A 23545-nucleotide genomic window follows, 5' to 3' on the forward strand; every position below is an offset into this window, starting at 1 on the left:
TCATGTGATTTTAATCAAATTATTCTTAATTATATATGAATATTTAAATAATTTTGGTAATATTATTTTATGGAAGAAAGAATTGTATGTCAAAAGTGTCTATATTATTATGTTACATGGGAAAATGGGCGTCCTCATGGATGTAAAGCTTATGGTTTTAAGTCACAAATGATTCCCTCTGTTGTTGTAAAAAATAGTAGTGGAAAACCCTGTTCATTTTATAATCCAAAACAAAGATAACTAATAGTAAAATATCTCTTAATCATTTAAATTAGGGTAATAATGGCATTAAATAATTATGTTGATCAACTCAAGCAAAACAAAAAAACTATTATAAAATATTGGTTATCAAATAAAAGTGTAATTGAAATTTTAGACTCTTATGAACTTGATAAAATTACATTTGTAAAAAATTATGCAAGTTTTGTAATTGATTATTATATTGATGTTATTAATGAAAAAAAAGAGATTGGTGATTGCCCTGTAATAAATGATTTATTAGATTATTTAAAATCAAAAAATGTAAGTAGTGATGAGCTTTTTGTAATATGTTCTGGTTTTAAAAGTGCACTAATTAAAAATATTTATGATTTAAAAATTAACTCTTTTGATGTTATATCTGAAATTGATTATATATTTGAAAGAAACTTTGCAGGAGTTCTTAATAAATATTCAAAAACAGTTAAAGATGTTGAGAATAAATTAAGGAAAACAGTAGGAATAGTTAATAAGTATGTAATTATGTCTAAAACTGATAAAAAAGGAATTATTAAAGAAGTATCTGACGCTTTTTGTGATATTTCTGGTTTTAGTAGAGATGAACTTATTGGAAAATCTCATAACATTGTAAGACATCCAGATACAAGTCAATATGTTTTTAAAAACCTTTGGGAAACTATTCTTGATAAAAAAGTTTGGCAAGGTGAAATTAAAAATCAAAAAAAGAATGGACAAGCATATTGGGTCTATGCAACTATTGAACCAAGTTTTAATCAAAAAGGACAGATTACTGGTTTTTATGCAATAAGACAAGATATAACTTCAAAAAAAGAAGTAGAAGAACAACAAAATATTTTAGTAGAACAATCAAAATCAGCAGCAATGGGTGAGATGATTTCAATGATTGCTCATCAATGGAGACAACCACTTCAAGCTGTATCTATATTAATTCAAAAACTTCCTTTAATGAAAATGATTGAGGGCGAAGTAAGTGATGAAATACTTAATCAAGTCGTGGAAGATATAGGAAATCAGCTTGATTATATGTCAAAAACAATTGATGATTTTAGAGATTTTTTCAAACCAGATAAAGAAAAAGAAGAGATAAAATTAAGTAGATTAATAGAAAAAGCAATTGATTTTTTAGCTTACATGCTAAAAGTTGATACTATAAAATTAAATAAAAATGCAATTGATGATTGTATTGTTAAAGTACACATAAATGAAGTGGTACAAGTATTAATAAATATAATTAAAAATGCAAGAGATGTTATGGTTGAAAAAAATGATGGTACACAAAGAGAATTAAATATCAAGTATTATAAAAATGATAATTTTGCAATTATTGAAGTAGAAGATAATGCTGGAGGAATTCCTCAAAATATTATAAATAGAGTTTTTGAACCATACTTCTCAACAAAAAAGAATAAAAATGGAACAGGATTGGGTCTTTATATGAGTAGAACAATAATTGAACAACATAGTAATGGTCGATTAAGTGTATCAAACTCAAATAAAGGTGCAGTATTTAAAATAGAATTACCAATAAATTAGGAGAATAGATTTGTTATATGAAGATTTAAAAATAGTTACAAAATCATTGGGATTTTTAACAATAGAAGATTTTGCAAAATATATAGGTGTTACACCAAAAGATATTTTAAAATGGGAAGAAAAAGATGAAGTACCATATACAATTTCACTTATTATTCATCTTTTAAAGGGTGAAAAATCTTTACCAAATAATAGTACTTTGGATAATTTAGTTGAAGAGTGTTTACCTTTGGCAACACTTTTAGAAGAAGCTTCTTCTTTTCCTCATAAGCTTGAAGAGATGTTTTTACTACAAAAAGAGTTAAATGACTCAACAAATGGTAAAAATTGGGAACTTGGTGTAAATAAGTTTGATAAAGATATCAACTGGCTAAGATGTATTCATATGGAAGTTGCAGAGTTAATTGATTCAACTCCATGGAAACATTGGAAAAATATTAATTCACAGCCTGATATGAATAATATTCATGTTGAATTAGTTGATATTTGGCATTTTTTAATGTCTTATATTTTACAAGAAACAAATGTTCCAAAAGCTGTATCTTTAGTTAATACTCATTGTATTTATGAAGCAAATGAACAAATTGATGTAAAAGCCATGGTAAAAGAAGCTGAGAAGTTAGGTTATATTGCTTTAGCAATTCAAACAAATAATATGCCATCATTTAGTGGAATTGAAAGATTTATTGATCAGTTTTTTAGATGTTGTAAAATTTCTGGATTATCTTTTACATGGTTACAAAAACTATATATTGGTAAAAATTGTTTAAATAAATTTAGACAAGATAATGGCTATAAAGAAGGAACTTATAAAAAAACATGGAATGGTAAAGAAGATAATGTAATTATGGTTGATATTCTTGATTCTATGGAAAATGTAAGTTTTGATGAATTATATAATAAACTTAAAGATTTCTATAATAGTTTAGCTTAAAATATTATATAATTATACATATAATTTAAAGGGGTTTTTGTGAAACAAAATATAGATAAAATTGAGCTTACTTTTTTACAAAAAGAGGATCATTTAGCCATTTGTGAATTAATGAAAGATGAGTATAAACATCTTAAAGATTCTACTTGGGAGTATGAAGAGTTAAGTGCTTTACTTGATAAGTTTCCAAAAGGTCAAGTAGGAATAAAAATAGATGGAGAGCTAGCTGGATTTGCACTTAGTATTATAGTTGATTATTCACTTTTTGATGATAATCATAATTATAAAGAGATTACAGCTAATTATACATTTAATACACATGATCCTTTAGGCGATATGCTTTATGGTGTAGATATTTTTATTAGTAAAAAATATAGAGGCTTAAGACTTGGTAGAAGATTGTATGATTATAGAAAAGAGTTATGTGAAGAGTTGAATTTAAAAGGTATAATATTTGGAGGAAGATTACCAAATTATGGTAAATATGCAGAAAAATTAACTCCTAAAGAGTATATTCAAAAAGTTAAATATAAGAAAATAAATGATCCTGTTCTTAATTTTCAACTATCAAATGATTTTTATGTAAAAAGAGTTTTAAAAAACTATCTTGAAGGTGATGTTGAAAGTCAAGAATATGCAGCATTATTAGCTTGGAATAATATTTATTATACAAAATTAAAAAAGAAACCTTTAACTCAAAAATCAATTGTAAGACTTGGTTTAGTGCAATGGCAAGTTAGACCTTATAAAAATATAGAAGAAGTTTTAGAACAAGCAGAATATTTTATTAAAGCTGTTTCAAACTATAGAAGTGATTTTGCTCTTTTCCCTGAGTTTTTCAATGCTCCATTAATGGCTAAGTATAATCATTTAAATGAAGCTGATGCAATAAGAGAATTGGCTAAATATACACATACTTTTAAAGAAGAGTTTTCAAAACTTGCAATAAGTTATAATATCAATATTATAACTGGAAGTATGCCTAAACTGGTAGATGGGCATTTATATAATGTAGGTTTTTTATGTAAGCGCGATGGTACTATTGAAAAGTATGCAAAAAATCATGTTACTCCTGATGAAAAGAAAATTTGGGGATTAAATGGTTCTAATGAAATTAGAACATTTAATACAGATTGTGGGAAAATAGGTGTTTTAATTTGCTATGATTCAGAGTTTCCTGAATTAAGTAGAATTTTAGCAAATGAGGGAATGCAAATTCTTTTTGTGCCATTTTTAACTGATACTCAAAATGGTTATTCAAGAGTTAGACTATGCTCTCAAGCAAGAGCTATTGAAAATGAGTGTTATGTAGCAATAGCTGGATGTGTTGGAAACTTGCCAAAAGTTCACAATATGGATATTCAATATGCTCAGTCAGCTGTTTTTACTCCATGTGATTTTGCATTTTCTATTAATGGTGTAAAAGCTGAATCAACTCCTAATACTGAAATGATTTTAGTGGCTGATGTTGATTTAGACTTATTAAAAGAGTTGCATAGCTTTGGTAGTGTAAATAATTTAAAAGATAGACGTTTAGATATTTATGATATAAAAAGAACAAATATTTAAAGGCAAAAATTTAAATGAATGAAGAACAAACTCAAGTATCAGATACTATTGACATAGAAAATTCACAATTGTATATCTGCGATATTGAGAGATTAGTAAGTAGTAGACAAAAATTTAAATACTATCATGAGATATACAATGATGAGCTATATTCACTTATCTTATTAACTTTAACACATAAATCTTTTAATAAAAAAGAAGCGAAGCAACTTTGTAAAGATATACTTAGGCATAAATCTTTTTTACAAAAAAAGTTAAAAAGGGATAGCGGAGTTTGTTTGGCTACTTTAGATTATTTAAGTAATATAAAAAATATAATTTATAAACCAACAATAATGGAAGAGAAAAAAAGCGACTTTTTAACTGACTCTTCTACAAAAGATGGTTTAACAAATCTTTATTTAAGAGATATTTTTGATGTTTTTCTTAAAAAAGAGATAGATTTAGCAAAAAGAAAAAATACTATTATAACTTTAGCATTAATTGATATTGATGACTTTAAAAAGGTAAATGATAATTTTGGACATCAAAAAGGTGATGAAGTATTATCAAAAATTGGAAAGATTTTAAATGATTCAATAAGGCAAATGGATTTTGCTGCTAGATATGGAGGAGAAGAGTTAAGTATAGTTATGCCTAATACAAAGTTAGAGCAAGGTTATAAAATAGCAAATAGAGTTAGAAAAGAGATAGAAAATCTAAAGTTTGATGATTTTTCTATAACTGTTAGTATAGGACTTAGTCAAACAAGTGATAAAATATTAGATTCAGAAAAAATAATTTCTTGTGCTGATAAAGCACTTTATCTTGCAAAAGAAAAAGGTAAAAATCAAGTAGTTAAATTCAAATCTTAATATCGATACTAAAGCAAGTGCCTTGTGATGTATTTTTAACATCAATTGTTCCACTAAAATGTTTTTCAAGAATAACCTTACACATATAAAGACCTAATCCTGTTCCATTTTTCTCATGTTTTGTAGAAAAATAAGGATCAAAAACTCTATTTATAATATCTTGTGGTATACCTTTTGCATTGTCACTTACTTTAATTCTCAAATAATTCTCACTTTTAACAAAGTTTATATCTATCTTTCCTTTTTTTATCTCTCTTTCAGTTATTGCATCAATACTGTTATTTATTAGGTTTAAAATAATTTGAATATACTCATTTTTATAAGTATATATTTTTTCAATATCTATTTTATTTATTTCTAAATTTATATTTGCAATTTCTAAGCTAGGTTGAATAAGCTCTTTTGCATGCATTGTTGTTTCAATAATATCTATATACTCTTTTTGTTTATCATCTTTAAAAAAATTTGCAAAATCATCAATTGTTTTTGACATATATTTTAAATAGCCTTGTACACTTAAAATATCTTTTAGCAAATCTTCATTTTTTATTAGACTATTTTTTTTTGTTTTAAACCTAAGTTTAGCCATAATTGAACCAACAGAAGCTAAGGGTTGTCTCCATTGGTGGGCAATCATAGATATCATTTCACCTAAGCTTGCAAGCTTTGACTGTCTAAAAAGTAGATTTTCATTCTTTTTTATCTCTCTTAAATCAATTAAAGAAACAATTTTATATTTTTCACCACTTAATTTTATATCACTTATTTTAATTATAGCAGGGATTAAATCTCCATTATTTGAAACTAATGTGACCTCTTGAAATAGATGTTTATTAAATTCTAGAAATTTTTGTGTTGTTGATGGAATTAGTACACCTGTTGCTAAATTGCCTATTAACTCATCTTTTGTTTTATACTCTAAAATTTGAACTAAAGCATCATTTGCATTTACTATAAATCCTTGTTTGATTATTAAAATTCCTTCAATAGTTGAGTTTAAAATTGTATTTATATTCTCTGAGTCATTATCTAAATGTTTTTTCATGTAAATTCCAAAATAAATTAAACTTATAAGCAGTTTTAGTATTGTATAATTTTTATTCTTATTTACTATTGATATGGGAGGACTTATGATTGACTATGTGTTACTTGAAGAGTATTGCCAAAATATATCTATACTTTTTGTAGAAGATGATGAGTCTATAAAAAAAGAAACAACAGAGCTTTTAAAAGAGATTTTTACTTGTGTAGATGTAGCAAGTGATGGAGAAGAGGGCTTAAGTAAATACAAAGAGTATCTTAATATCAATCAAAAACATTATGATATTGTATTAAGTGATATAAAAATGCCCAAAATCGATGGTTTAGAGCTTACAAAACTTATATATGAAGAGAATCCTGATCAAAAAATCATAGTTTTATCAGCACATAGTGAAACAAAATACCTTTTGGAGTTTGTAAATATAGGAATCTCTTATTTTTTAGTAAAGCCTTTAGATTATGATGAGTTTATTAATGTTATATTTAATATTACAAAAGATATTCATGACCAAAATGAGTTACGAAATAATTTTAAAGCAGAAAAAATAGTGTTAAATAATATTTTGATTTGGGATAAACAAACAAAACAACTATTAAGAAATAATCAAGCAATAAAACTAACAAAAAAAGAGTTTTTATTAATTGAGTTACTTTTAAAAACAATTGAAAAAACCCATCCTGTGCAAGAAATAATAGCAATATTATGGGAAGGTGATTACGAGTCAAGTGCAGATATAACAAATCTAAAAAATATTGTTTCAAGATTAAGAAAAAAAGTTCCAGAATTAGATATTGAAAATGTTTATGGATTTGGATATAAAATAAATATTAGATATTTTGAATAATTAACACTTTTATAATACTATTTATAAGTATAATTTTCTTATAGGAGATTATTATGAAAAAGCTAGAAAATAGTAGTTTTAATATTAACTTCATCGAAGAGTTGACTGTGTTATATGTTGAAGATGATTCTGTTATAAGAAAAAACCTTCTAAGTTGCTTTGAACCTCTTTTTAAAAAAACATATGTTGCAGTAGATGGAAAAGATGGTTTTGAAAAGTTTAAAAAATATAAAGATAAAATTGATATAGTAATCACTGATATTAATATGCCCAATATTGATGGAATAGAGATGATTAAACTAATCAAAAATATTAATCCAAGAGTTGCTTGTCTTATCACAACAGCTTATTCAGATAAACAATACTTACTTGATTCTATTAATTATGGAGTAAATCATTATATTTTAAAACCTTTTAAAATAGATACTTTATTAAAAGAAGTAGAAAAATCATACCTATCAACTTATTATGTAAAAGAGTTGTCACAAAGAAATAGAGAAATAGAGCAGTTATCTAAAATCTTTAATTCTAATATCGAACCTTTGGAGCTTAAAGAGTTAGAAAAAGAAGATAAAGAGTACAAAACAAAACTCACTCTTTTTAGCGAAATAATACAAATGTTAGATAGAAGATAAAAATCTTCTATTCTAATATCTACTTATCTAAATAGAACTATTTATTAGTGTAATATATGAAAATAAGATACAAAAAAATATGAAAGGATAAAATTTGATTTCTTATGGTCAAAGAACACCTAATAATATTTTTTTGAAAAAATATATCAACTCATATACTTTTTCATTAGGGAAAATCGAAAAAACATCTAATAAATTTATAGCAAGAGCATTTCCTACTTTTTATACACAATTATATTTTGAATTTTGTGGAAATATTAGTTATATAGAAAAAAAAGAGAAAATAGAAAAGATTGAAAAAAGAACATATGTTAATGCAGGAGTTGGAGAGTGGTTTGATATTTTTGAAATAGAAAAAAGTTTTAAAAATGTTTCTGTAAAAAATTTTAAAGTTGATTTACATCCTCACACTTTAATGGAAGTTTTCAATATTTCTCCAAAAGAGTTAGTTATGCAGAATCTTCGAGTAGAAGATATATGGTTAAATAAACAAGATTGTATTGACATGATAGAACAAATAGAACAAAGTATTAGTGGAGAGGAGATGATTTTAATATTTGAAAAGTATTTTTTAAAACTTTTAAGTACTAAAGTCATTAAAAATAATAATTTATATGTGAATGATTTTTTAAATCATAATCCATCGCTAAATGAGTTTTCAAAGCAAATAGGATTTAGTACAAGATGGGTTCAAAAAGAGTATAGTAAAATCTTTGGATTAACATTTAAAGAACTTCAAAATAATATTAGATTTTTGAAAACAATTGAGAAGATAGAAAATCATATAGCCTCAAATTTTAGTTTAAACTTTAGTTTACTTGCTCATGAATGTAATTATTATGACCAAGCTCATTTTATAAAAGAGTTTAAAAAATTTACAGGAATGACTCCTTCTTCATATGTTAAAACAATATATAAAGATAAAGTTCTATTTTATTGGTAATGCGTATTTTTACAATATTAATTTCTTATATTTTCATAAAATAATGAAAAATTTGAGGAATTACTATGTTAAAAAGATATTTGTATATTTTTATTATTATTGCAAACATTTCATTTGCAAAAGATGAAATAGTATTTAATACATCGTTAGTTGGGTTTTATGAAGATAGTTTATATAAAGGGACAGATAATAGCTTTAAGTTTCTTCCTTTAATCTATGGAAAATATAATAATCTATATATTGATGGGCTAAGATTGGGATATACATATTTTGATAATGATAAAGTAAAGAGTGCTTTTGAACTTAGTTCAGATTTTTTAGGATACAAAAGTAGTGATAGTAAATATCTATCATCACTTGAAGATAAAAAAAGTAGTATTAATGGAAGTATAAAAATATCTTATAAGTTTAAAGAAGATATGAAGTTTAGTTTTTTAGTAAGTAAAGATATAAATAGTACTCATAATAGTTTTAATTATAATATAAAATTTGATTATGATGTAATAAAAAATATTGATACAGTTCTTGTGTGTTATTTATCTTTTGATTATTATGATGAAAAGAAAGCTAATTATTATTTTGGAGTAAATAAAAAAGAAGCAGATATAAGAGTAAATCAATACAAATTAAACAATACTATTAATAAAATTATTGGTGTAAATTATAAATATAATTTATTTAAAAATTGGTCTTTGCTATCAAGTGTAAAAGTAAACTTTTTAGATAAAGAGATATTTAATAGTCCGATAATAAAAGAAAAATCACAAAATAGTTTTTTAGTAGGTGTTACTTATGTATGGTGAGTATAGTGCAAAGAAATTTTATTTATACACATTTCTTTTTACTTTTATCTTTTGGATGATTGGTGCTTATTATAGTCTTGAAAAAAATAGTAATTACTATTTATTTTTGCTTTTAGGTCTTGTAACACCATTTTTAGTCTCTTTATTTCTTATTTTCAACAGTAGTGATAATTTAAAAAATCAATATAAAAGAAAATTTTTTAATTTTCAAGGTCTTGATATTAAGATTATTTTTATTATGGTATTTATAATTCCTTTTACTATATTTATATCAATTTTAATTTCTATAATTTTTGGAGAATCTTTAAGTCAATTTAATATCTCAAAAGATTTTTCTTTTTCTGTAGGAGTTCTACCTGTTTTATTATTATTACTTTTTGCTGCTATATTTGAAGAGCTTGGATGGAGAGGCTATGGTTTTGAAAGTTTACTAAAAAAATATAATTTTTTTTATTCAAGTATAATTTTTAGTTTATTATGGTCTTTTTGGCATTTTCCTTTAATTTTTGTTGATGGTTCTTATCAAAATATCATATTTAATCAAAATATATATTATGGATTAAATTTTTTTATAAGTATAGTTCCCTTAGGAATTATTGTAAGTTGGATATGGATACAAAGTAATAAAAATATTTTAATAGCAATTTTATTTCATTTTATAATTAATATTTCACAAGAACTTTTTGATATTACTCAAACTACAAAAATTATTCAAACTTTTATATTGTTTTGTATTGTTTGTTATATTGTATATAGAAATGAAAAACTTTTTTTTGGGAGAAGTAAATGAAAATATCTGAGAAAAAAATATCCTACTACATTAACTTTTTAGTATTTTTAACAATTAGTATCAATTCTTTTTATGCATATTCTTTTATTGATAAGTTTTTTTATACAACTAATGATAAAAATTTTGAAATATTAATCTCTGCTATTTCTTTAGAAATAGCATGGATAAGTATATTTGTATGGTTTTCTTTTAGACCAAAAGAAAGAAAAGATATTTTGATTTTAACGATAATACCTATGATAATATCAAATACTTTAACTAATTTAACATTAGCACAAATGCAAATATATACTAATATCCTATTTCTATTCTTATTTTCAAGTTTATATTTAATAGGATATTTTCTATTAAGATTTTCAAATAAGGAGTATTTTTATGATAGTTAAGATCTTATTAGGATTTATACTTATTGCAATAGTTGAAACAATAAATGGAATCATAAGAATAAAGATTTTACAAAAATATTTCAGGAAATATACAAAAATAATATCATTTTTATTGGGTTATTTATGGATTGTAATAATAACTAAACTATTTTTATCTTTTATAAATCCAGAAACTTTATTTGAAAGTTTTATTGTTGGTTTATCTTGGGCTATTATGATGATAATATTTGATATATTTATAGGAAAAGTTATTTTTAGATTATCTTGGAAAAGTATACTAAATGATTTTAATATATTTAAAGGAAATTATTTGAGTTTTGGAATTATTTTAATAGTTTTTACTCCAATGCTTATATATATAAATTAAATGTATAATATTTATACCAACAAGACTCTCTTATGACACTGGTATAAAGTATAATTACAATTTGAATTAAAGGTTGATATTTGTTTAGAATTTATCTCATTATAATATTATTTTGTATTAATTTGTTTGCAAACAATTATATAAAAGATGTAGAGTATTATATTGATTCTAAAAATCTTAATTACAATATTGAACAAATAAAAAACAAAAATTTTAAAAAAAGTAAAAGTAAATATCTTAATTTTGGACATACTAGTGATACTGTATGGATTAAGATAACTGTAGATAAAAAAATTGCAGGAGATTTTGTCTTTGATTATGGTTTTTATATTGCAGATTACTTAAACTTTTACTTAGTAAAAAATGAAAAAATAGTTAAATCTTCTTTTTTTGGAAATAGAAGAATAAAAAATGATTCAAATAATACTTTTTTATTCCCTTTTAAAAAACTAGTTGATGAAGATATTAAAATTTATATGAAAATAAAATCATCACACAGAGTTTTACTCTCTTTTAATCTTTTTAAAAAGAAAGATTTTAACACAATATATACATATAAAAATACATTTACAATTGTCTTTTTTACTACATTAAGTGTTATTTTAATTTATAACTTTATTATATATCTAGTAACAAGAAAAAAGCTTTTCAGGTTTCATATTATTTATATTTTTAGTAATATAGTCATGTGGTTAGCTTTTAGTGGATATTCAAGTATATTTTTAAATCAAAATTTCTATTTTTTAAATGATTTGTTTTTTCATTTATCAGTATTACTTTATCATATTTATTTAGTGAAATTTACTAATGTTTTATTAGCTTCAAAACATAATACCTCAATTTTTAAACTTTTGAATTTTCTTACATATAAAATTTTAGTTATTAATACTAGTATTTGTATTATTTTAAGTTTATGGTTTGAAGTATATGAATTTATTATAAATTATATAATAATATTTAATTTGTATTTTATACTATTTCTAACACTTATCATTTCAATTCAAAGTTTTATAAAGCAAAAAAATAAATTAATAAAGTTTTTTTCAACATTTTGGATAATCAAAATTTTAATCTCACTAACTTTTATGATTAATATAGTAAATACATTTTTTGAAATGAATATATTAGTTTTTATATTATTGATTTCAATTATTTTTGAAGTTATTACTATGTCTGTTATTATTGGTTATTACATTAAAATAAATGAATTGAAACAACAAAGAATAAAATCATTTTCTAAAAGACAAAAAAAAATCATTTTAGAAAACTATAAAGTATCTTCTTTAAATCATTCTCTAGCTTCAATTAAGCATCAAATAAAACAGCCTTTAAATCTTATAAATGCAATACCCTTTTCTTTAATTTCTCATTTTAAAGAAAATAAATTAAGTGATGATTTGCTAATGGAAAAGAGTGATTTAATAAATCAACAAATTTTATATATAAATGAAACAATTGATACTTTTATTAGTTTAATAGATGAACCTAAAAAGATTGTTAATATAGAAAAAAAGATCAAAAAAGTATTAGAATTATACTCATCTGAAATTGTTAAATATAATATCGATATAAGATTGATTTCAAATAGTATAGCCAATTTTTGTATTAGTGAAAAAAATCTAATTCATGTTTTTGTAATTTTATTAAACAATTCAATAGATGTATTAAAACAAAAGAAAGAGAATAGAAAAATAACTATTACTATAAAAAAAGAGAAGAATAAATCTGTATTTAAAATAGTAGACAATTCAAATTTATTTAATTTAGATGAAGTTGATATTATATTTTCTCCAAAATTTACAACAAAACAAAATAATGATTTAAGTAATGGATATGGATTGTTTTTAGCAAAAACAATTTGTAAAAGTAATAATTTGACTATTAGTTGTAAAAAAGAGAATAAAAGTTTAGAGTTTAAAGTTAAGGAACAGTAATGAAATTACTATTTATAGAAGATAATACAAAGTTAATTGAACAATATAGATTCTTTTTTGAAGAGTATTTTTCTAAAATATATGACTGTGTGAGTATAAAAGAAGGTTTTAAAATTTTTAAAGAAGTAAGTCCAGATGTAATTATCAGTGATATTGAAGTAACAGATGGAAATAGCTTAGATTATTTAAAAAGTATTAGAAAAATAGATAAAAATGTCTCAATTATTATTACATCAGCATATAAAAAAGAAGAGTATTTATTTAAAGCAATAGAGTTGAATCTTACAAAATATTTAGTTAAGCCAATCTCTTATAGAACATTAAAAAGAGAATTAGACAAAATTAAATTTGAATGTCGTAAAGACTTAGTAGTTTTAAAAGAGTCTTATATATGGAATAAAACTTCAAAAAAACTTTTTTTTGAAGATAAAGAGATAAAACTTACAAAAAATGAGATTTTGATATTTGAAGAGTTTTGTAAAAAAGATTTTTATTTTTCATTGGAAGATATTTTTTATTATATTTATGATGATTTGTCTGGATTTAGTGAAAATAAAGTAAAGATGATTATAAAAAGGCTTAGAAAAAAAACTTATAAGGATATAGTAATAAATACATATGCATTAGGTTATCGATTTAATATAAAATAATAAACTAATGTATTAAACTTCTTAAATTAAAGAGAACTTAACAGACTCCATTTTGACCCACTTAAAGCTTAAAATATATTTATAAAAATATTTAAGTTTTAAAGGTTAAAGAGTGATTAATAATTTATCAATATCTAAAAAGATATATATTCTAATAATGGTTTCAATTACAGGATTTTTAATATTAGGTTTTTTTTCATATTATGAAAGTAAAAAAATCAATGAGAGTATTAAAACAATTTATCAAGACAGAGTAATTGCTTTAAAACAATTAAAAGTAATTTCAGATCAATATGCCATTAATGTAGTTGATACAATGCATCAAGTTAAAAATGGAAATATTACATTTGAAGATTGTATTAAGAATCTAACAACAGCTCAAAAGACTATTTCACTTCAGTGGAATAATTATATAAATACTAAATTAACAAAAGAAGAAAGAAAATTAGCAGATATTGTCATAATTAATATGAAAAATGGAAATACTCTTTTAAGTAAATCTTTAGAAAATTGTAGAATTGGTAATTTAGAAGAAATAAGTCAAACAGTAATTAGAGATTTGTATCCTACTATTAATCCTATAACAGAGAATATATTAAATCTTATAAATCTTCAACTAGATGTAGCAAAAAGTGAATATGAAAAATCAAAAAAAAACTTTGAAATTATGATTTATATGTCTATTTTTATAATTTTGTTAATTACATTATTGTCATTTTTAATAAGTAATAGAATAAGAAAAGATATTGTAAGTAAATTAATTCTTTTTTCTGAGGGTTTAAAAGAGTTTTTTAGTTTTTTAAATTATGAGAAAGAAAAAGCAGAAGAGATAAGAATAGAATCAAAAGATGAATTTGGAGAGATGTCAAGACTGATAAATGAAAATGTAAAAGAGATAGAAGAGGGCTTAAGAAAGGATAAAAGAGCGGTAAAAGAGGCATTGGAGATAGTAGAAGATGTAAATAGAGGGAAATTAACAAATAAAATAGAGAGTATGCCAAGTAACCCAGAGCTAAAAGAGTTAAGAGATAATATAAATAAGATGTTAGAAGGATTACAAAAAAGAGTAGGGAAAGACTTAAATGTAATAAAAGAAGTGTTAAAAAGTTACTCAGAATATGACTTTAGAGAGAAAGTAGAGAATGAGTATGGAGAGATAGAGAGATCAATAAATAGTCTAGGTGAAGAGATATCAAAACTGTTAAAACAGTCATTAACAGTAGGGATGCAATTAGAGGGAAGTTCAAAAGATTTAATAGGTAATGTAAATGTATTAAATACAAGTGCAAATGAAGCAGCATCAAGTTTAGAAGAGACAGCAGCAGCATTAGAAGAGATAACAAGTACAATAGTAAATAGTTCAGAGAATGTAGCAAAGATGAGTGAATCAGCCCAAGAGTTAAGTAACTCAGCAAAAACAGGACAAAACTTAGCACGTAAAACAACAAAATCAATGGAAGAGATAAATGAACAAGTAAGTTCAATAAATGAAGCAATAACAGTGATAGATCAAATAGCATTCCAAACAAATATCCTTTCACTTAATGCAGCAGTAGAAGCAGCAACAGCAGGAGAAGCAGGAAAAGGCTTTGCAGTAGTAGCAGGAGAAGTGCGAAATCTTGCAAATAGAAGTGCAGAAGCAGCTAAAACAATAAAAGAGATAGTGGAAAATGCAACAAGTAAAGCAAATGAAGGGCAAAGTATCAGTAGTGAAATGATAAAAGGCTATGATGTCTTACTAGAGAATATTGAGAATTCAACACAAATGATAAGCGAAATAGCAGCAGCAAGTAAAGAGCAAGAATCAGGGATTACTCAAATCAATGATGCAGTAACACAATTAGATCAACAAACACAAAAGAATGCATCAATAGCAACACAAACACATAAGATAGCAACACAAACAGATAGCATAGCAAAAGAGATAGTAAGTGATGCAAACTCAAAAGAGTTTATAGGGAAAAATGAAGTAAAAAAATAAGAATAAAGGAAAAAAAATGAAAATAAATAAAAGTATTAAAACAAAGTTAATATTTCTTGCATTTTTAAGTATTACATGTTCATTTCTTTTTTTGGGTATAAAAAATACTCAAAATGCGTATAGTTCAAAATATGAACTAGTAAAAGAAAAAGAATTAAATTTAGTGAAAAATATTTCTATGTATTTAGGGAGTTATTTTAAATCAAAATTAACTATTATGGAAGCTACTTCAAGAAGTTTAGCAAAAGATGAACAAATTGTTGAATCGCCATCTTTAATTGAAAAATTAAAAACAGGATTAGAAGCTAGTGATTCTGCATTGCTTTTCTATGGTTTTGAGAAAAATGGATATTCTCAAAAATCAAATGGACAATACTTGACACCCAAAAGAGATGATTATGATTCAAGAAAAAGAGGTTGGTATAAAAGTGCAGTTAAAAATAATGGTTCTGGAGTCACTTTACCTTATGTTTCAAAATCTTTACAAAAACTTGTTGTATCTTTATATACTCCTGTTAAAAAAGATGGAAAAAGAATTGGTGTTTTAGGAAGTGATATTTTACTTGATAGAGTTATAGAATTAGTTTTAAATGTACAAATAGGAAAAACTGGGTATGCATATATTGTAAATGAAGATGGAAAGATATTAATCCATGAAGACAAAAAGAAGCTTTTTAAAACAAGTAATTATTTTAAAGATATAAAAAGTAATGTTGACACAAAATTTCAAGAGATTGATTATGATGGAGAAAAATTACTTTTTGCATATAGTAAAATACCTAATACTAGTTGGTATTTTTGTATTAAAGTTCCAAAAGAAGAGATTTTTGAAGACATAAATAAAGATATACAAAAAGAAGTTGTTTTTTATATTATCATATTATTTTTAGTTCTTGCAATTTTATATTTTTCATTGACAAAAATAATGAGCCCTTTGAAAACTTTTGAAAAAGGACTTGTTTCATTTTTCTCATATTTAAAAGGTGAACACGAAAATATAGAAAAACTTAATATAAAAACTAATGATGAACTTGGAATTATGGGAAAACTTATAGATGAACAAATGGAAGTAATCTCTTCTAATTTAAGAAAGGATAAAAAAGCGGTAAAAGAGGCATTGGAGATAGTAGAAGATGTAAATAGAGGGAAATTAACAAATAAAATAGAGAGTATGCCAAGTAACCCAGAGCTAAAAGAGTTAAGAGATAATATAAATAAGATGTTAGAAGGATTACAAAAAAGAGTAGGGAAAGACTTAAATGTAATAAAAGAAGTGTTAAAAAGTTACTCAGAATATGACTTTAGAGAGAAAGTAGAGAATGAGTATGGAGAGATAGAGAGATCAATAAATAGTCTAGGTGAAGAGATATCAAAACTGTTAAAACAGTCATTAACAGTAGGGATGCAATTAGAGGGAAGTTCAAAAGATTTAATAGGTAATGTAAATGTATTAAATACAAGTGCAAATGAAGCAGCATCAAGTTTAGAAGAGACAGCAGCAGCATTAGAAGAGATAACAAGTACAATAGTAAATAGTTCAGAGAATGTAGCAAAGATGAGTGAATCAGCCCAAGAGTTAAGTAACTCAGCAAAAACAGGACAAGCTTTAGCAAATAAAACAACAGTTTCAATGAATGAGATAAATGAACAAACAGAAGCAATAGCAGAAGCAATAACAGTAATAGATCAAATAGCATTCCAAACAAATATCTTAAGTTTAAATGCAGCAGTAGAAGCAGCAACAGCAGGAGAAGCAGGGAAAGGGTTTGCAGTAGTAGCAGCAGAAGTGCGAAATCTTGCAAGTAGAAGTGCAGAAGCAGCAAATGAGATAAAAAGAATAGTAGAGAATGCAACAAGTAAAGCAAATGAAGGTAAGAATATAAGTACACAAATGATAAAAGGGTATGATGGCTTACTAGAGAATATAAGTGAAGCAATAAAGATGATAAAAGAGATAGCAGCAGCAAGTAAAGAGCAAGAATCAGGGATTACCCAAATCAATGATGCAGTAACACAATTAGATCAACAAACACAACAAAATGCATCAATAGCAACACAGACACATGAGATAGCAACACAAACAGATAGCATAGCAAAAGAGATAGTAAGTGATGCAAACTCAAAAGAGTTTATAGGGAAAAATGAAGTAAGAATAGAAAGAAAAGATAAAAAAGTAGAAACAAGTATGCAATATAGAAAAAAAGAAGTAAAAAGAAAAGAAGAAGATAGTAGTTGGGAGAGTTTCTAAGATAGGGTAAACCTATCTTGGAGACTCACAATAAAGCCTTTTTCTTAAGGTTTTATTGTGAGTCAAAAATCGCGATACTTCCCAAAAATACTATTTAAAATTTTTGGCTCACTCTTTTATTTATAAAATATATAATAAGTCATATAATAATAACTTATATTAAATGGTTTTATTTTACTTATGATAATATTCTTGGATAAAAATTAGGAGAAAATGAATGGAATATTTTAAAAAGTCTGTAATTCGAAAAATTGTTTTTGTATCTATTGTCTCAATTATAATTTCTATGAGTATATTAACATATGTAATTGTTAATAATACTTTTGATGCAATGAAAAATAGTAATGAACAAACAATAAAAAAAGAGATTTCTTTACTAGTAGAAAATATAGAAACATTTAATAATGTTGCAAAAACTGGTGCAGATAGAATGGGAAATATTTTTATAAATATGTTAGGCAATATTAAAATTAATAATAATGATAAAATTAAAATAGGAAAATTAAATACTCCAATTTTGACAATAGATGAAAAAATCATTAATCTTGATTTTTCAATAGTTGATGAATTTTCGAAAATAACAAAAGGCTCTGTTGCTACTATTTTTGTTCGTAAAGATGATGATTTTATTAGAATAAGTACAAGCTTAAAAAAACAAGATGGAAATAGAGCAATAGGAACAAAATTAAATAAAAAACATCCTGGTTATGAAAAAGTCATACAAGGTAAAGAGTATTTAGGTAAAGCTGTCCTTTTTGGGAAAAGCTATATGACAAAATATATTCCTATAAAAGATATAAATAATAATGTAATTGCAATTGCTTTTATTGGTTCAGATATAACAGATGATTTAGAAAAGTTATTGACTACTATTTCAAGTAAGAAAATTGGTAAAACAGGGTATTACTATATTTTAAATTCAAAAAAAGATTCTAATTATGGGAAATTTTTATTTCATCCAAATTTAAATGAGGATTCAGCTTTAGAAATTAAAGATTCAAATGGATTTTATTTTGTAAAAAAGATGTTAGAAACTAAAGATGGAACATTAAATTATTTATGGGAAGGATATAAAAAATTTGTAGTATATAAAACTTTTGATGACTGGAATTGGCTTATTGTAGGAGGAGTTGATTCTTCTGAAATATTAGAAAAAGCAAACGAAATAATGTATATGACAATTTTTCTATCAATATTAACATTGATTTTTATATCTTTTGCAATATTTATTACACTTAATAAATCTTTGAAATCTTTAAATAAGATTAAAAATGGATTATTAGACTTTTTTAATTATTTAAATAGAGAGTCTGAACATGTGGAAAAAATTAGAGTTAATACAATTGATGAATTTGGAATAATGGCAAAAGTAATAAATGAAAATATTGAAAAAACACAATCTAGTATTGAAGAAGATAGGAAACTGATTGATGAAACAATTGAGGTTTTAGGAGAGTTTGAGCAAGGAGATTTATGTCAAAGATTAAATTTATCAGTTAATAATCCAGCACTAATGGAGCTAAAAATAGTCTTAAATAAAATGGCAGATAATCTTGAAAAGAATATAGATAATGTTTTGAGTATTTTAGAACAATATAGTAATTATAATTATTTAAATAAAATTTCTCAAACTAATTTGAAAGAGCATTTATTAAAACTAGCAAATGGAGTGAATACACTAGGTGAATCAATTACCTCAATGTTAGTAGAAAATAAGACAAATGGTCTTACTTTAGATGAAAGTTCAAATATTTTGCTTGATAATGTAGATAAGTTAAATGATAGTTCTAATGAAGCTGCATCAAGTTTAGAGCAAACAGCTGCTGCTTTAGAAGAAATCACAAGTAATATTAGACATAACACAGAAAATATTGCAAAAATGTCAAACTTTTCTAATAAAGTTATTGAATCAGCTACAAAAGGTGAAGCTTTAGCAAATGATACAACAAGTGCCATGGATAGTATAAATGAACAAACACAAGCAATAGCAGAAGCAATAACAGTAATAGATCAAATAGCATTTCAAACAAATATCTTAAGTTTAAATGCAGCAGTAGAAGCAGCAACAGCAGGAGAAGCAGGGAAAGGATTTGCAGTAGTAGCAGGGGAGGTGCGAAACCTTGCAAGTAGAAGTGCCCAAGCTGCTAAGCAGATTAAAGACTTAGTAGAAAATGCAACTGAAAAAGCAAATTCAGGTAAAACGATAGCTACAGATATGATAAATGGATATAAGCAATTGAATGAAAATATTTCACACTCAACAAGTTTAATACAAGATATAGAGAATGCATCTAAAGAACAACTTCAAGGTATTGAGCAAATAAATGATGCAGTTAATCAACTTGATCAACAAACACAACAAAATGCAATGGTTGCATCACAAACACATGATGTTGCCGTTCTTACAGATGAAATAGCAAAACTAGTTGTAAGTAAAGCTGATGAAAAAGAGTTTGAAGGTAAAAATGAAGTTAAAGCATTAAAGTTTAATAAAAAGAAATAGATAATATAATTATTGATTATAAATATAAAGTTAAAAGGTAGTAGATTTTCTACCTTTTAAGACTTACAAAAAAATTATTTTAATTTATGATTTTTTTGTGAGCCAAGATAAACTCCTAAAATACTAATTTTGGCTCACTACTTAATAAATATTTTAAAATTATTTATTTGACTACTATTTGACCCTTTCATAATATAAAATATAATTAAGCATTAAAAAAAATTATGTTGAAACTTACAATAAAGTTTTTATATTTAAAATTTTATTATGAGTTAAAGAGTTAGGCTAACATAAAGTTATATAATAATCCTCTAAAATTATTCTCTTTGACTTGCTTAATTATATAAAAATAATTTTAAGAGAAGAAATGAAATTACCAAAAAATAGAATAAAAACTACTTTTTTAAGAGAAGTGAAAACTGAAGCATTACTGGTCTTTATCCGAACAACTTTAAGTAATTATTTTAAGTATATTTTAGAAGATAGAGAAATTGAACCTTTATTAGGAACAAAAGAAGAAGTTTCAAAAGTAAATAATCATTTGAAAGAATTATATGAAAACTTAGAAGACACAATAGTAGACTCAAAATATCTACAAACATTAACAAGTTTGGCAGAAAAAAAAATAATATATAGAAAAATGCTAAAACATGAAGAGCCTCTTTGTGTCTATTATGATGCAATTGTAAATGAATTATCAATTAGACTTGAAAATGGTACAAAATGGATACCTGAATTATTAGTTATATCTTTATTAACAGAATGGCTAATTGAAGAAGAAAAAGGAACTAGTTTATTTCCTTATATAAAAAAATCTGAGTATTTAGAGTTATTTAATATATTTGAAAAAATTAGAGTCGAAAATAGAGGTAATAAAAAAGCAGAAGTTATAAAACAGATGTATAAAATCTCTTCAAAAATAATAAATAGATTAAAAAACACATCTTATAAAGTAAAACAAAGAACATCAAAAACTAGAAAGAAGAGAAAGAAAAAATGAAAGAAAAGTATTTAAAGCAATGCAATATATTATACGTTGAAGATGACCAAGTTTTTGCAAAATATATTTTAGAAATATTAAAAAAAGAAGTTAAAAATGTAATACATTCGACAAATGGTGAGAATTTAACTAATTTGATTATGATTAATGAGATTGATATTGTGATTCTTGATATTAAATTAGCAAATATTAGTGGAATAGATTTATGCAAAGAGATAAATAATTTAAGTAGAGAAACTTCTATTGTTTTACTATCTGCATACCCTAAAAAAGAGTACTTGAAAGATGCAATTGAATTAGGTGTTGATTATTTTATTGAAAAACCAATTCTTAATGAGAATGAATTATTATCTCCTTTATCAAATCTTGCAAGTAAAATTAGAATAAAAAGAATGGAAAAAAGATTAGAAGTATTAGAAAATACTGAGAAAAGATTAAGTGCAATGGATAAAATGATAAGTAACCTTGCACATCAATGGAGACAACCTCTTAATATTATAAGTATTATTGCAAGTGCTTTAAGATATGAAAAAGAGAGTAGAATTATTAGTGATGAGACTTTAGCTGAAATAGAAAAGCTTGATAATATAGTTTTACAAACACAAGAGCTTTCAAAAACTTTAAACTCTTTTAATTACTTTTCCGAATTAGAAAAAAATAAAAGTGAAAAGATAGATTTATGTTTTTTTATAAAAGAAAATATTAAAAAGCTTGATAAAGTGTTAATAGATAAAGATATTGAAATAAGTTTAGATTGTAATGTTAATCAAGAAGTTCTTATTTCAAAGAATATGTTGTCTTATATTTTTGAAGTTTTAATAAATAATTCAATTGATAATTTTGAAAAAGAAACAATTATCGTTGAACAAAGGTATATTTTTATAGATGTTACACAAGAAGAAAATTCAATATCAATTAGTTTTGTTGATAATGGTGGTGGTGTAGAAAGTAAAGATTTGGAAAATATATTTGATCCTTATTTTTCTACAAAGTTTAATTCTTATGGAATAGGTTTAAGTTTATATACATTATATTTAGTAGTTAAGTATGGTTTAAACGGTAATATTGATGCATATAATAAAACTTTTAATAAATTAGATACTTATAATTGTGGCTTATATTATGATATCACAATACCTTTATAAAATACTATGGTATGTTATTATTTTGATAAGCTCTTGAAGATTTGAAAAATATGCTTGTTTTAAACGCTTTTTCGTATGAATCAGAATTTAGCCTTTCTAAACATAAAAAACTTATTGCGATAGTTATAATTAATAATACTTTAAATTTCAAAATTGAATACCTTTTTTTTATTATTTTTTGTTATTTTATTATAATTTTTATGTAATTAATTGTAAAAAAGCGAATAGTGAATTTTATGATAAAATTTGAAAAAATCTTATGTAGAAATTTAGAAATATCAAATCTTGTACATTCATATAGTTATGTAAATGCAGAATTTAATAACTTAGAGGAAAAATACCTTTATAGACTTGCTCCTAATTATTTTACGCAATTAGTTTTTGAATTAGAAGATGGAATAAATAAATTAGAATCAAATGGATATTTAAAAGATATAACTCAAGGAAGCCACTTTAAGATTTCTCATTTTAATTATATTGATGTTTATAGAAAGTCTATTAAAAAAGCAAAAGTAAGACATGTAAAAGTTAATTTATATCCTCATGCAATTTTTAGAATCTTTAATATATCACCAATCGAAATAAAAGATGATTTAAACTTTAATATAAAAGATGTAATTACAAGAAGTGAATATGATATCTTATTTGAACAGTTATATTTTTCAAAAGATATCTTCGAAAAGATTATGATAATTGAAATTTTTTTATTAAATAAATTAAAAAGTAGTAAAAAATCCATTAATTTTAATTATGTAGAAGAAGCTTTAAATAGTAACTTTAATATAAACTTAAAAGAATTATCATTTAATTTAGGATTTTCTCAACGGTGGTTGCAAAAAAATATAAAAGAAGCAACTGGTGCAAATTTAAAACTTATTATCTCAAATAAAAGATTTTTAAAAGCGATATCTTTGATCAATAGAAATTTGATTAATAATACAAATATTTCACTTACTTTAATTTCTTATGAATGTAACTATTATGACCAAGCTCATTTTATTAAAGAGTTTAAACGATTTATGGGAATGACTCCATTAGAATATATTAGAAGTTTTAATGATAAAAAAGACAATTACATTTTAACTTTGCAAAGTTTTAATACCTTAATAGATGTGTTTAACAAAGATTAATGTAAAATTTTATG

21 protein-coding genes are annotated in these 23545 nt (G+C 24.0%); 20 read left to right on the top strand and 1 reads right to left on the bottom strand.

The window, feature by feature from the left end; all coding sequences use genetic code 11:
- The first annotated feature begins 69 nt into the window (after positions 1-69).
- Genes ACAN_RS06725 through ACAN_RS06745 form a run of 5 tightly spaced genes read left to right on the top strand, consistent with a single transcriptional unit; the run spans position 70 to position 5130 of the window.
- Positions 70-240 (top strand): uracil-DNA glycosylase, encoded by a 171-nt coding sequence (locus tag ACAN_RS06725; protein ID WP_099335395.1) that lies wholly within the window; start codon positions 70-72, stop codon positions 238-240.
- A 42-nt stretch (positions 241-282) separates the two neighbouring features.
- Positions 283-1773, top strand: coding sequence for a PAS domain-containing sensor histidine kinase (locus tag ACAN_RS06730; RefSeq protein WP_099335394.1), 1491 nt, complete (start codon positions 283-285; stop codon positions 1771-1773).
- A 10-nt stretch (positions 1774-1783) separates the two neighbouring features.
- Positions 1784-2707, top strand: a complete 924-nt coding sequence (locus tag ACAN_RS06735) for a dUTP diphosphatase (RefSeq protein WP_079579100.1) — start codon at positions 1784-1786, stop codon at positions 2705-2707.
- Positions 2708-2746: 39 nt separating this feature from the next.
- Positions 2747-4276, top strand: a complete 1530-nt coding sequence (locus tag ACAN_RS06740) for a bifunctional GNAT family N-acetyltransferase/carbon-nitrogen hydrolase family protein (protein WP_228150675.1) — start codon at positions 2747-2749, stop codon at positions 4274-4276.
- Positions 4277-4290: 14 nt separating this feature from the next.
- On the top strand, positions 4291-5130 hold the full coding sequence (locus tag ACAN_RS06745) for a GGDEF domain-containing protein (protein WP_099335393.1): 840 nt from the start codon (positions 4291-4293) through the stop codon (positions 5128-5130).
- Here ACAN_RS06745 and ACAN_RS06750 read toward each other — a convergent pair.
- Positions 5120-6175, bottom strand: coding sequence for a PAS domain-containing sensor histidine kinase (locus tag ACAN_RS06750; RefSeq protein ID WP_099335392.1), 1056 nt, complete (start codon positions 6173-6175; stop codon positions 5120-5122). The genes ACAN_RS06745 and ACAN_RS06750 overlap by 11 nt on opposite strands.
- Positions 6176-6260: 85 nt before the next feature.
- On the opposite strand from ACAN_RS06750, the gene ACAN_RS06755 reads away from it, so the two are divergent.
- The 15 genes from ACAN_RS06755 (at position 6261) to ACAN_RS06825 (ending at position 23531) form a co-directional block, all read left to right on the top strand.
- Entirely contained in the window at positions 6261-7016 is a 756-nt protein-coding gene (locus ACAN_RS06755; protein ID WP_165773089.1) for a response regulator transcription factor, read from the top strand.
- A 53-nt stretch (positions 7017-7069) separates the two neighbouring features.
- On the top strand, positions 7070-7651 hold the full coding sequence (locus ACAN_RS06760; RefSeq protein ID WP_079579108.1) for a response regulator transcription factor: 582 nt from the start codon (positions 7070-7072) through the stop codon (positions 7649-7651).
- Between the two features lie 94 nt (positions 7652-7745).
- Positions 7746-8594 (top strand): helix-turn-helix domain-containing protein, encoded by an 849-nt coding sequence (locus ACAN_RS06765; protein ID WP_099335390.1) that lies wholly within the window; start codon positions 7746-7748, stop codon positions 8592-8594.
- Positions 8595-8659: 65 nt separating this feature from the next.
- Positions 8660-9397 (top strand): MipA/OmpV family protein, encoded by a 738-nt coding sequence (locus ACAN_RS06770; protein WP_099335389.1) that lies wholly within the window; start codon positions 8660-8662, stop codon positions 9395-9397.
- On the top strand, positions 9387-10187 hold the full coding sequence (locus tag ACAN_RS06775; RefSeq protein ID WP_099335388.1) for a type II CAAX endopeptidase family protein: 801 nt from the start codon (positions 9387-9389) through the stop codon (positions 10185-10187). Before ACAN_RS06770 ends, ACAN_RS06775 begins: the two co-directional genes overlap by 11 nt.
- Positions 10184-10573, top strand: coding sequence for a hypothetical protein (locus ACAN_RS06780; RefSeq protein WP_099335387.1), 390 nt, complete (start codon positions 10184-10186; stop codon positions 10571-10573). The genes ACAN_RS06775 and ACAN_RS06780 overlap by 4 nt, the downstream gene beginning before the upstream one ends.
- On the top strand, positions 10563-10940 hold the full coding sequence (locus tag ACAN_RS06785; RefSeq protein WP_099335386.1) for a hypothetical protein: 378 nt from the start codon (positions 10563-10565) through the stop codon (positions 10938-10940). Before ACAN_RS06780 ends, ACAN_RS06785 begins: the two co-directional genes overlap by 11 nt.
- Before the next feature lie 122 nt (positions 10941-11062).
- A complete protein-coding gene (locus ACAN_RS06790) occupies positions 11063-12874 on the top strand; it encodes a sensor histidine kinase (RefSeq protein WP_165773088.1) in 1812 nt (603 codons plus the stop codon).
- Complete coding sequence (locus ACAN_RS06795) at positions 12874-13524, top strand: response regulator transcription factor (protein ID WP_099335384.1); 651 nt, start codon at positions 12874-12876, stop codon at positions 13522-13524. Before ACAN_RS06790 ends, ACAN_RS06795 begins: the two co-directional genes overlap by 1 nt.
- Before the next feature lie 112 nt (positions 13525-13636).
- Positions 13637-15505, top strand: a complete 1869-nt coding sequence (locus tag ACAN_RS06800; protein ID WP_099335383.1) for a HAMP domain-containing methyl-accepting chemotaxis protein — start codon at positions 13637-13639, stop codon at positions 15503-15505.
- Between the two features lie 16 nt (positions 15506-15521).
- A complete protein-coding gene (locus ACAN_RS06805) occupies positions 15522-17753 on the top strand; it encodes a methyl-accepting chemotaxis protein (protein ID WP_099335382.1) in 2232 nt (743 codons plus the stop codon).
- Positions 17754-17970: 217 nt separating this feature from the next.
- Complete coding sequence (locus ACAN_RS06810) at positions 17971-20256, top strand: methyl-accepting chemotaxis protein (RefSeq protein WP_099335381.1); 2286 nt, start codon at positions 17971-17973, stop codon at positions 20254-20256.
- Between the two features lie 367 nt (positions 20257-20623).
- Positions 20624-21256, top strand: a complete 633-nt coding sequence (locus ACAN_RS06815) for a hypothetical protein (RefSeq protein ID WP_099335380.1) — start codon at positions 20624-20626, stop codon at positions 21254-21256.
- Entirely contained in the window at positions 21253-22401 is a 1149-nt protein-coding gene (locus tag ACAN_RS06820) for an ATP-binding response regulator (RefSeq protein WP_099335379.1), read from the top strand. The genes ACAN_RS06815 and ACAN_RS06820 overlap by 4 nt, the downstream gene beginning before the upstream one ends.
- 236 nt (positions 22402-22637) lie before the next feature.
- On the top strand, positions 22638-23531 hold the full coding sequence (locus ACAN_RS06825; RefSeq protein ID WP_147525208.1) for a helix-turn-helix domain-containing protein: 894 nt from the start codon (positions 22638-22640) through the stop codon (positions 23529-23531).
- Positions 23532-23545 lie beyond the last annotated feature (14 nt).

This window comes from Malaciobacter canalis, from assembly GCF_008000835.1.
Taxonomy (GTDB): domain Bacteria; phylum Campylobacterota; class Campylobacteria; order Campylobacterales; family Arcobacteraceae; genus Malaciobacter; species Malaciobacter canalis.

Coding starts and splice junctions, on each gene's coding strand:
- ACAN_RS06725 (WP_099335395.1), top strand. CDS start 70: ATGGAAGAAAGAATTGTATGTCAAAAGTGTCTATATTATTATGTTACA.
- ACAN_RS06730 (WP_099335394.1), top strand. CDS start 283: ATGGCATTAAATAATTATGTTGATCAACTCAAGCAAAACAAAAAAACT.
- ACAN_RS06745 (WP_099335393.1), top strand. CDS start 4,291: ATGAATGAAGAACAAACTCAAGTATCAGATACTATTGACATAGAAAAT.
- ACAN_RS06750 (WP_099335392.1), bottom strand. CDS start 6,175: ATGAAAAAACATTTAGATAATGACTCAGAGAATATAAATACAATTTTA.
- ACAN_RS06755 (WP_165773089.1), top strand. CDS start 6,261: ATGATTGACTATGTGTTACTTGAAGAGTATTGCCAAAATATATCTATA.
- ACAN_RS06760 (WP_079579108.1), top strand. CDS start 7,070: ATGAAAAAGCTAGAAAATAGTAGTTTTAATATTAACTTCATCGAAGAG.
- ACAN_RS06770 (WP_099335389.1), top strand. CDS start 8,660: ATGTTAAAAAGATATTTGTATATTTTTATTATTATTGCAAACATTTCA.
- ACAN_RS06775 (WP_099335388.1), top strand. CDS start 9,387: ATGTATGGTGAGTATAGTGCAAAGAAATTTTATTTATACACATTTCTT.
- ACAN_RS06780 (WP_099335387.1), top strand. CDS start 10,184: ATGAAAATATCTGAGAAAAAAATATCCTACTACATTAACTTTTTAGTA.
- ACAN_RS06785 (WP_099335386.1), top strand. CDS start 10,563: ATGATAGTTAAGATCTTATTAGGATTTATACTTATTGCAATAGTTGAA.
- ACAN_RS06795 (WP_099335384.1), top strand. CDS start 12,874: ATGAAATTACTATTTATAGAAGATAATACAAAGTTAATTGAACAATAT.
- ACAN_RS06805 (WP_099335382.1), top strand. CDS start 15,522: ATGAAAATAAATAAAAGTATTAAAACAAAGTTAATATTTCTTGCATTT.
- ACAN_RS06810 (WP_099335381.1), top strand. CDS start 17,971: ATGGAATATTTTAAAAAGTCTGTAATTCGAAAAATTGTTTTTGTATCT.
- ACAN_RS06815 (WP_099335380.1), top strand. CDS start 20,624: ATGAAATTACCAAAAAATAGAATAAAAACTACTTTTTTAAGAGAAGTG.
- ACAN_RS06820 (WP_099335379.1), top strand. CDS start 21,253: ATGAAAGAAAAGTATTTAAAGCAATGCAATATATTATACGTTGAAGAT.
- ACAN_RS06825 (WP_147525208.1), top strand. CDS start 22,638: ATGATAAAATTTGAAAAAATCTTATGTAGAAATTTAGAAATATCAAAT.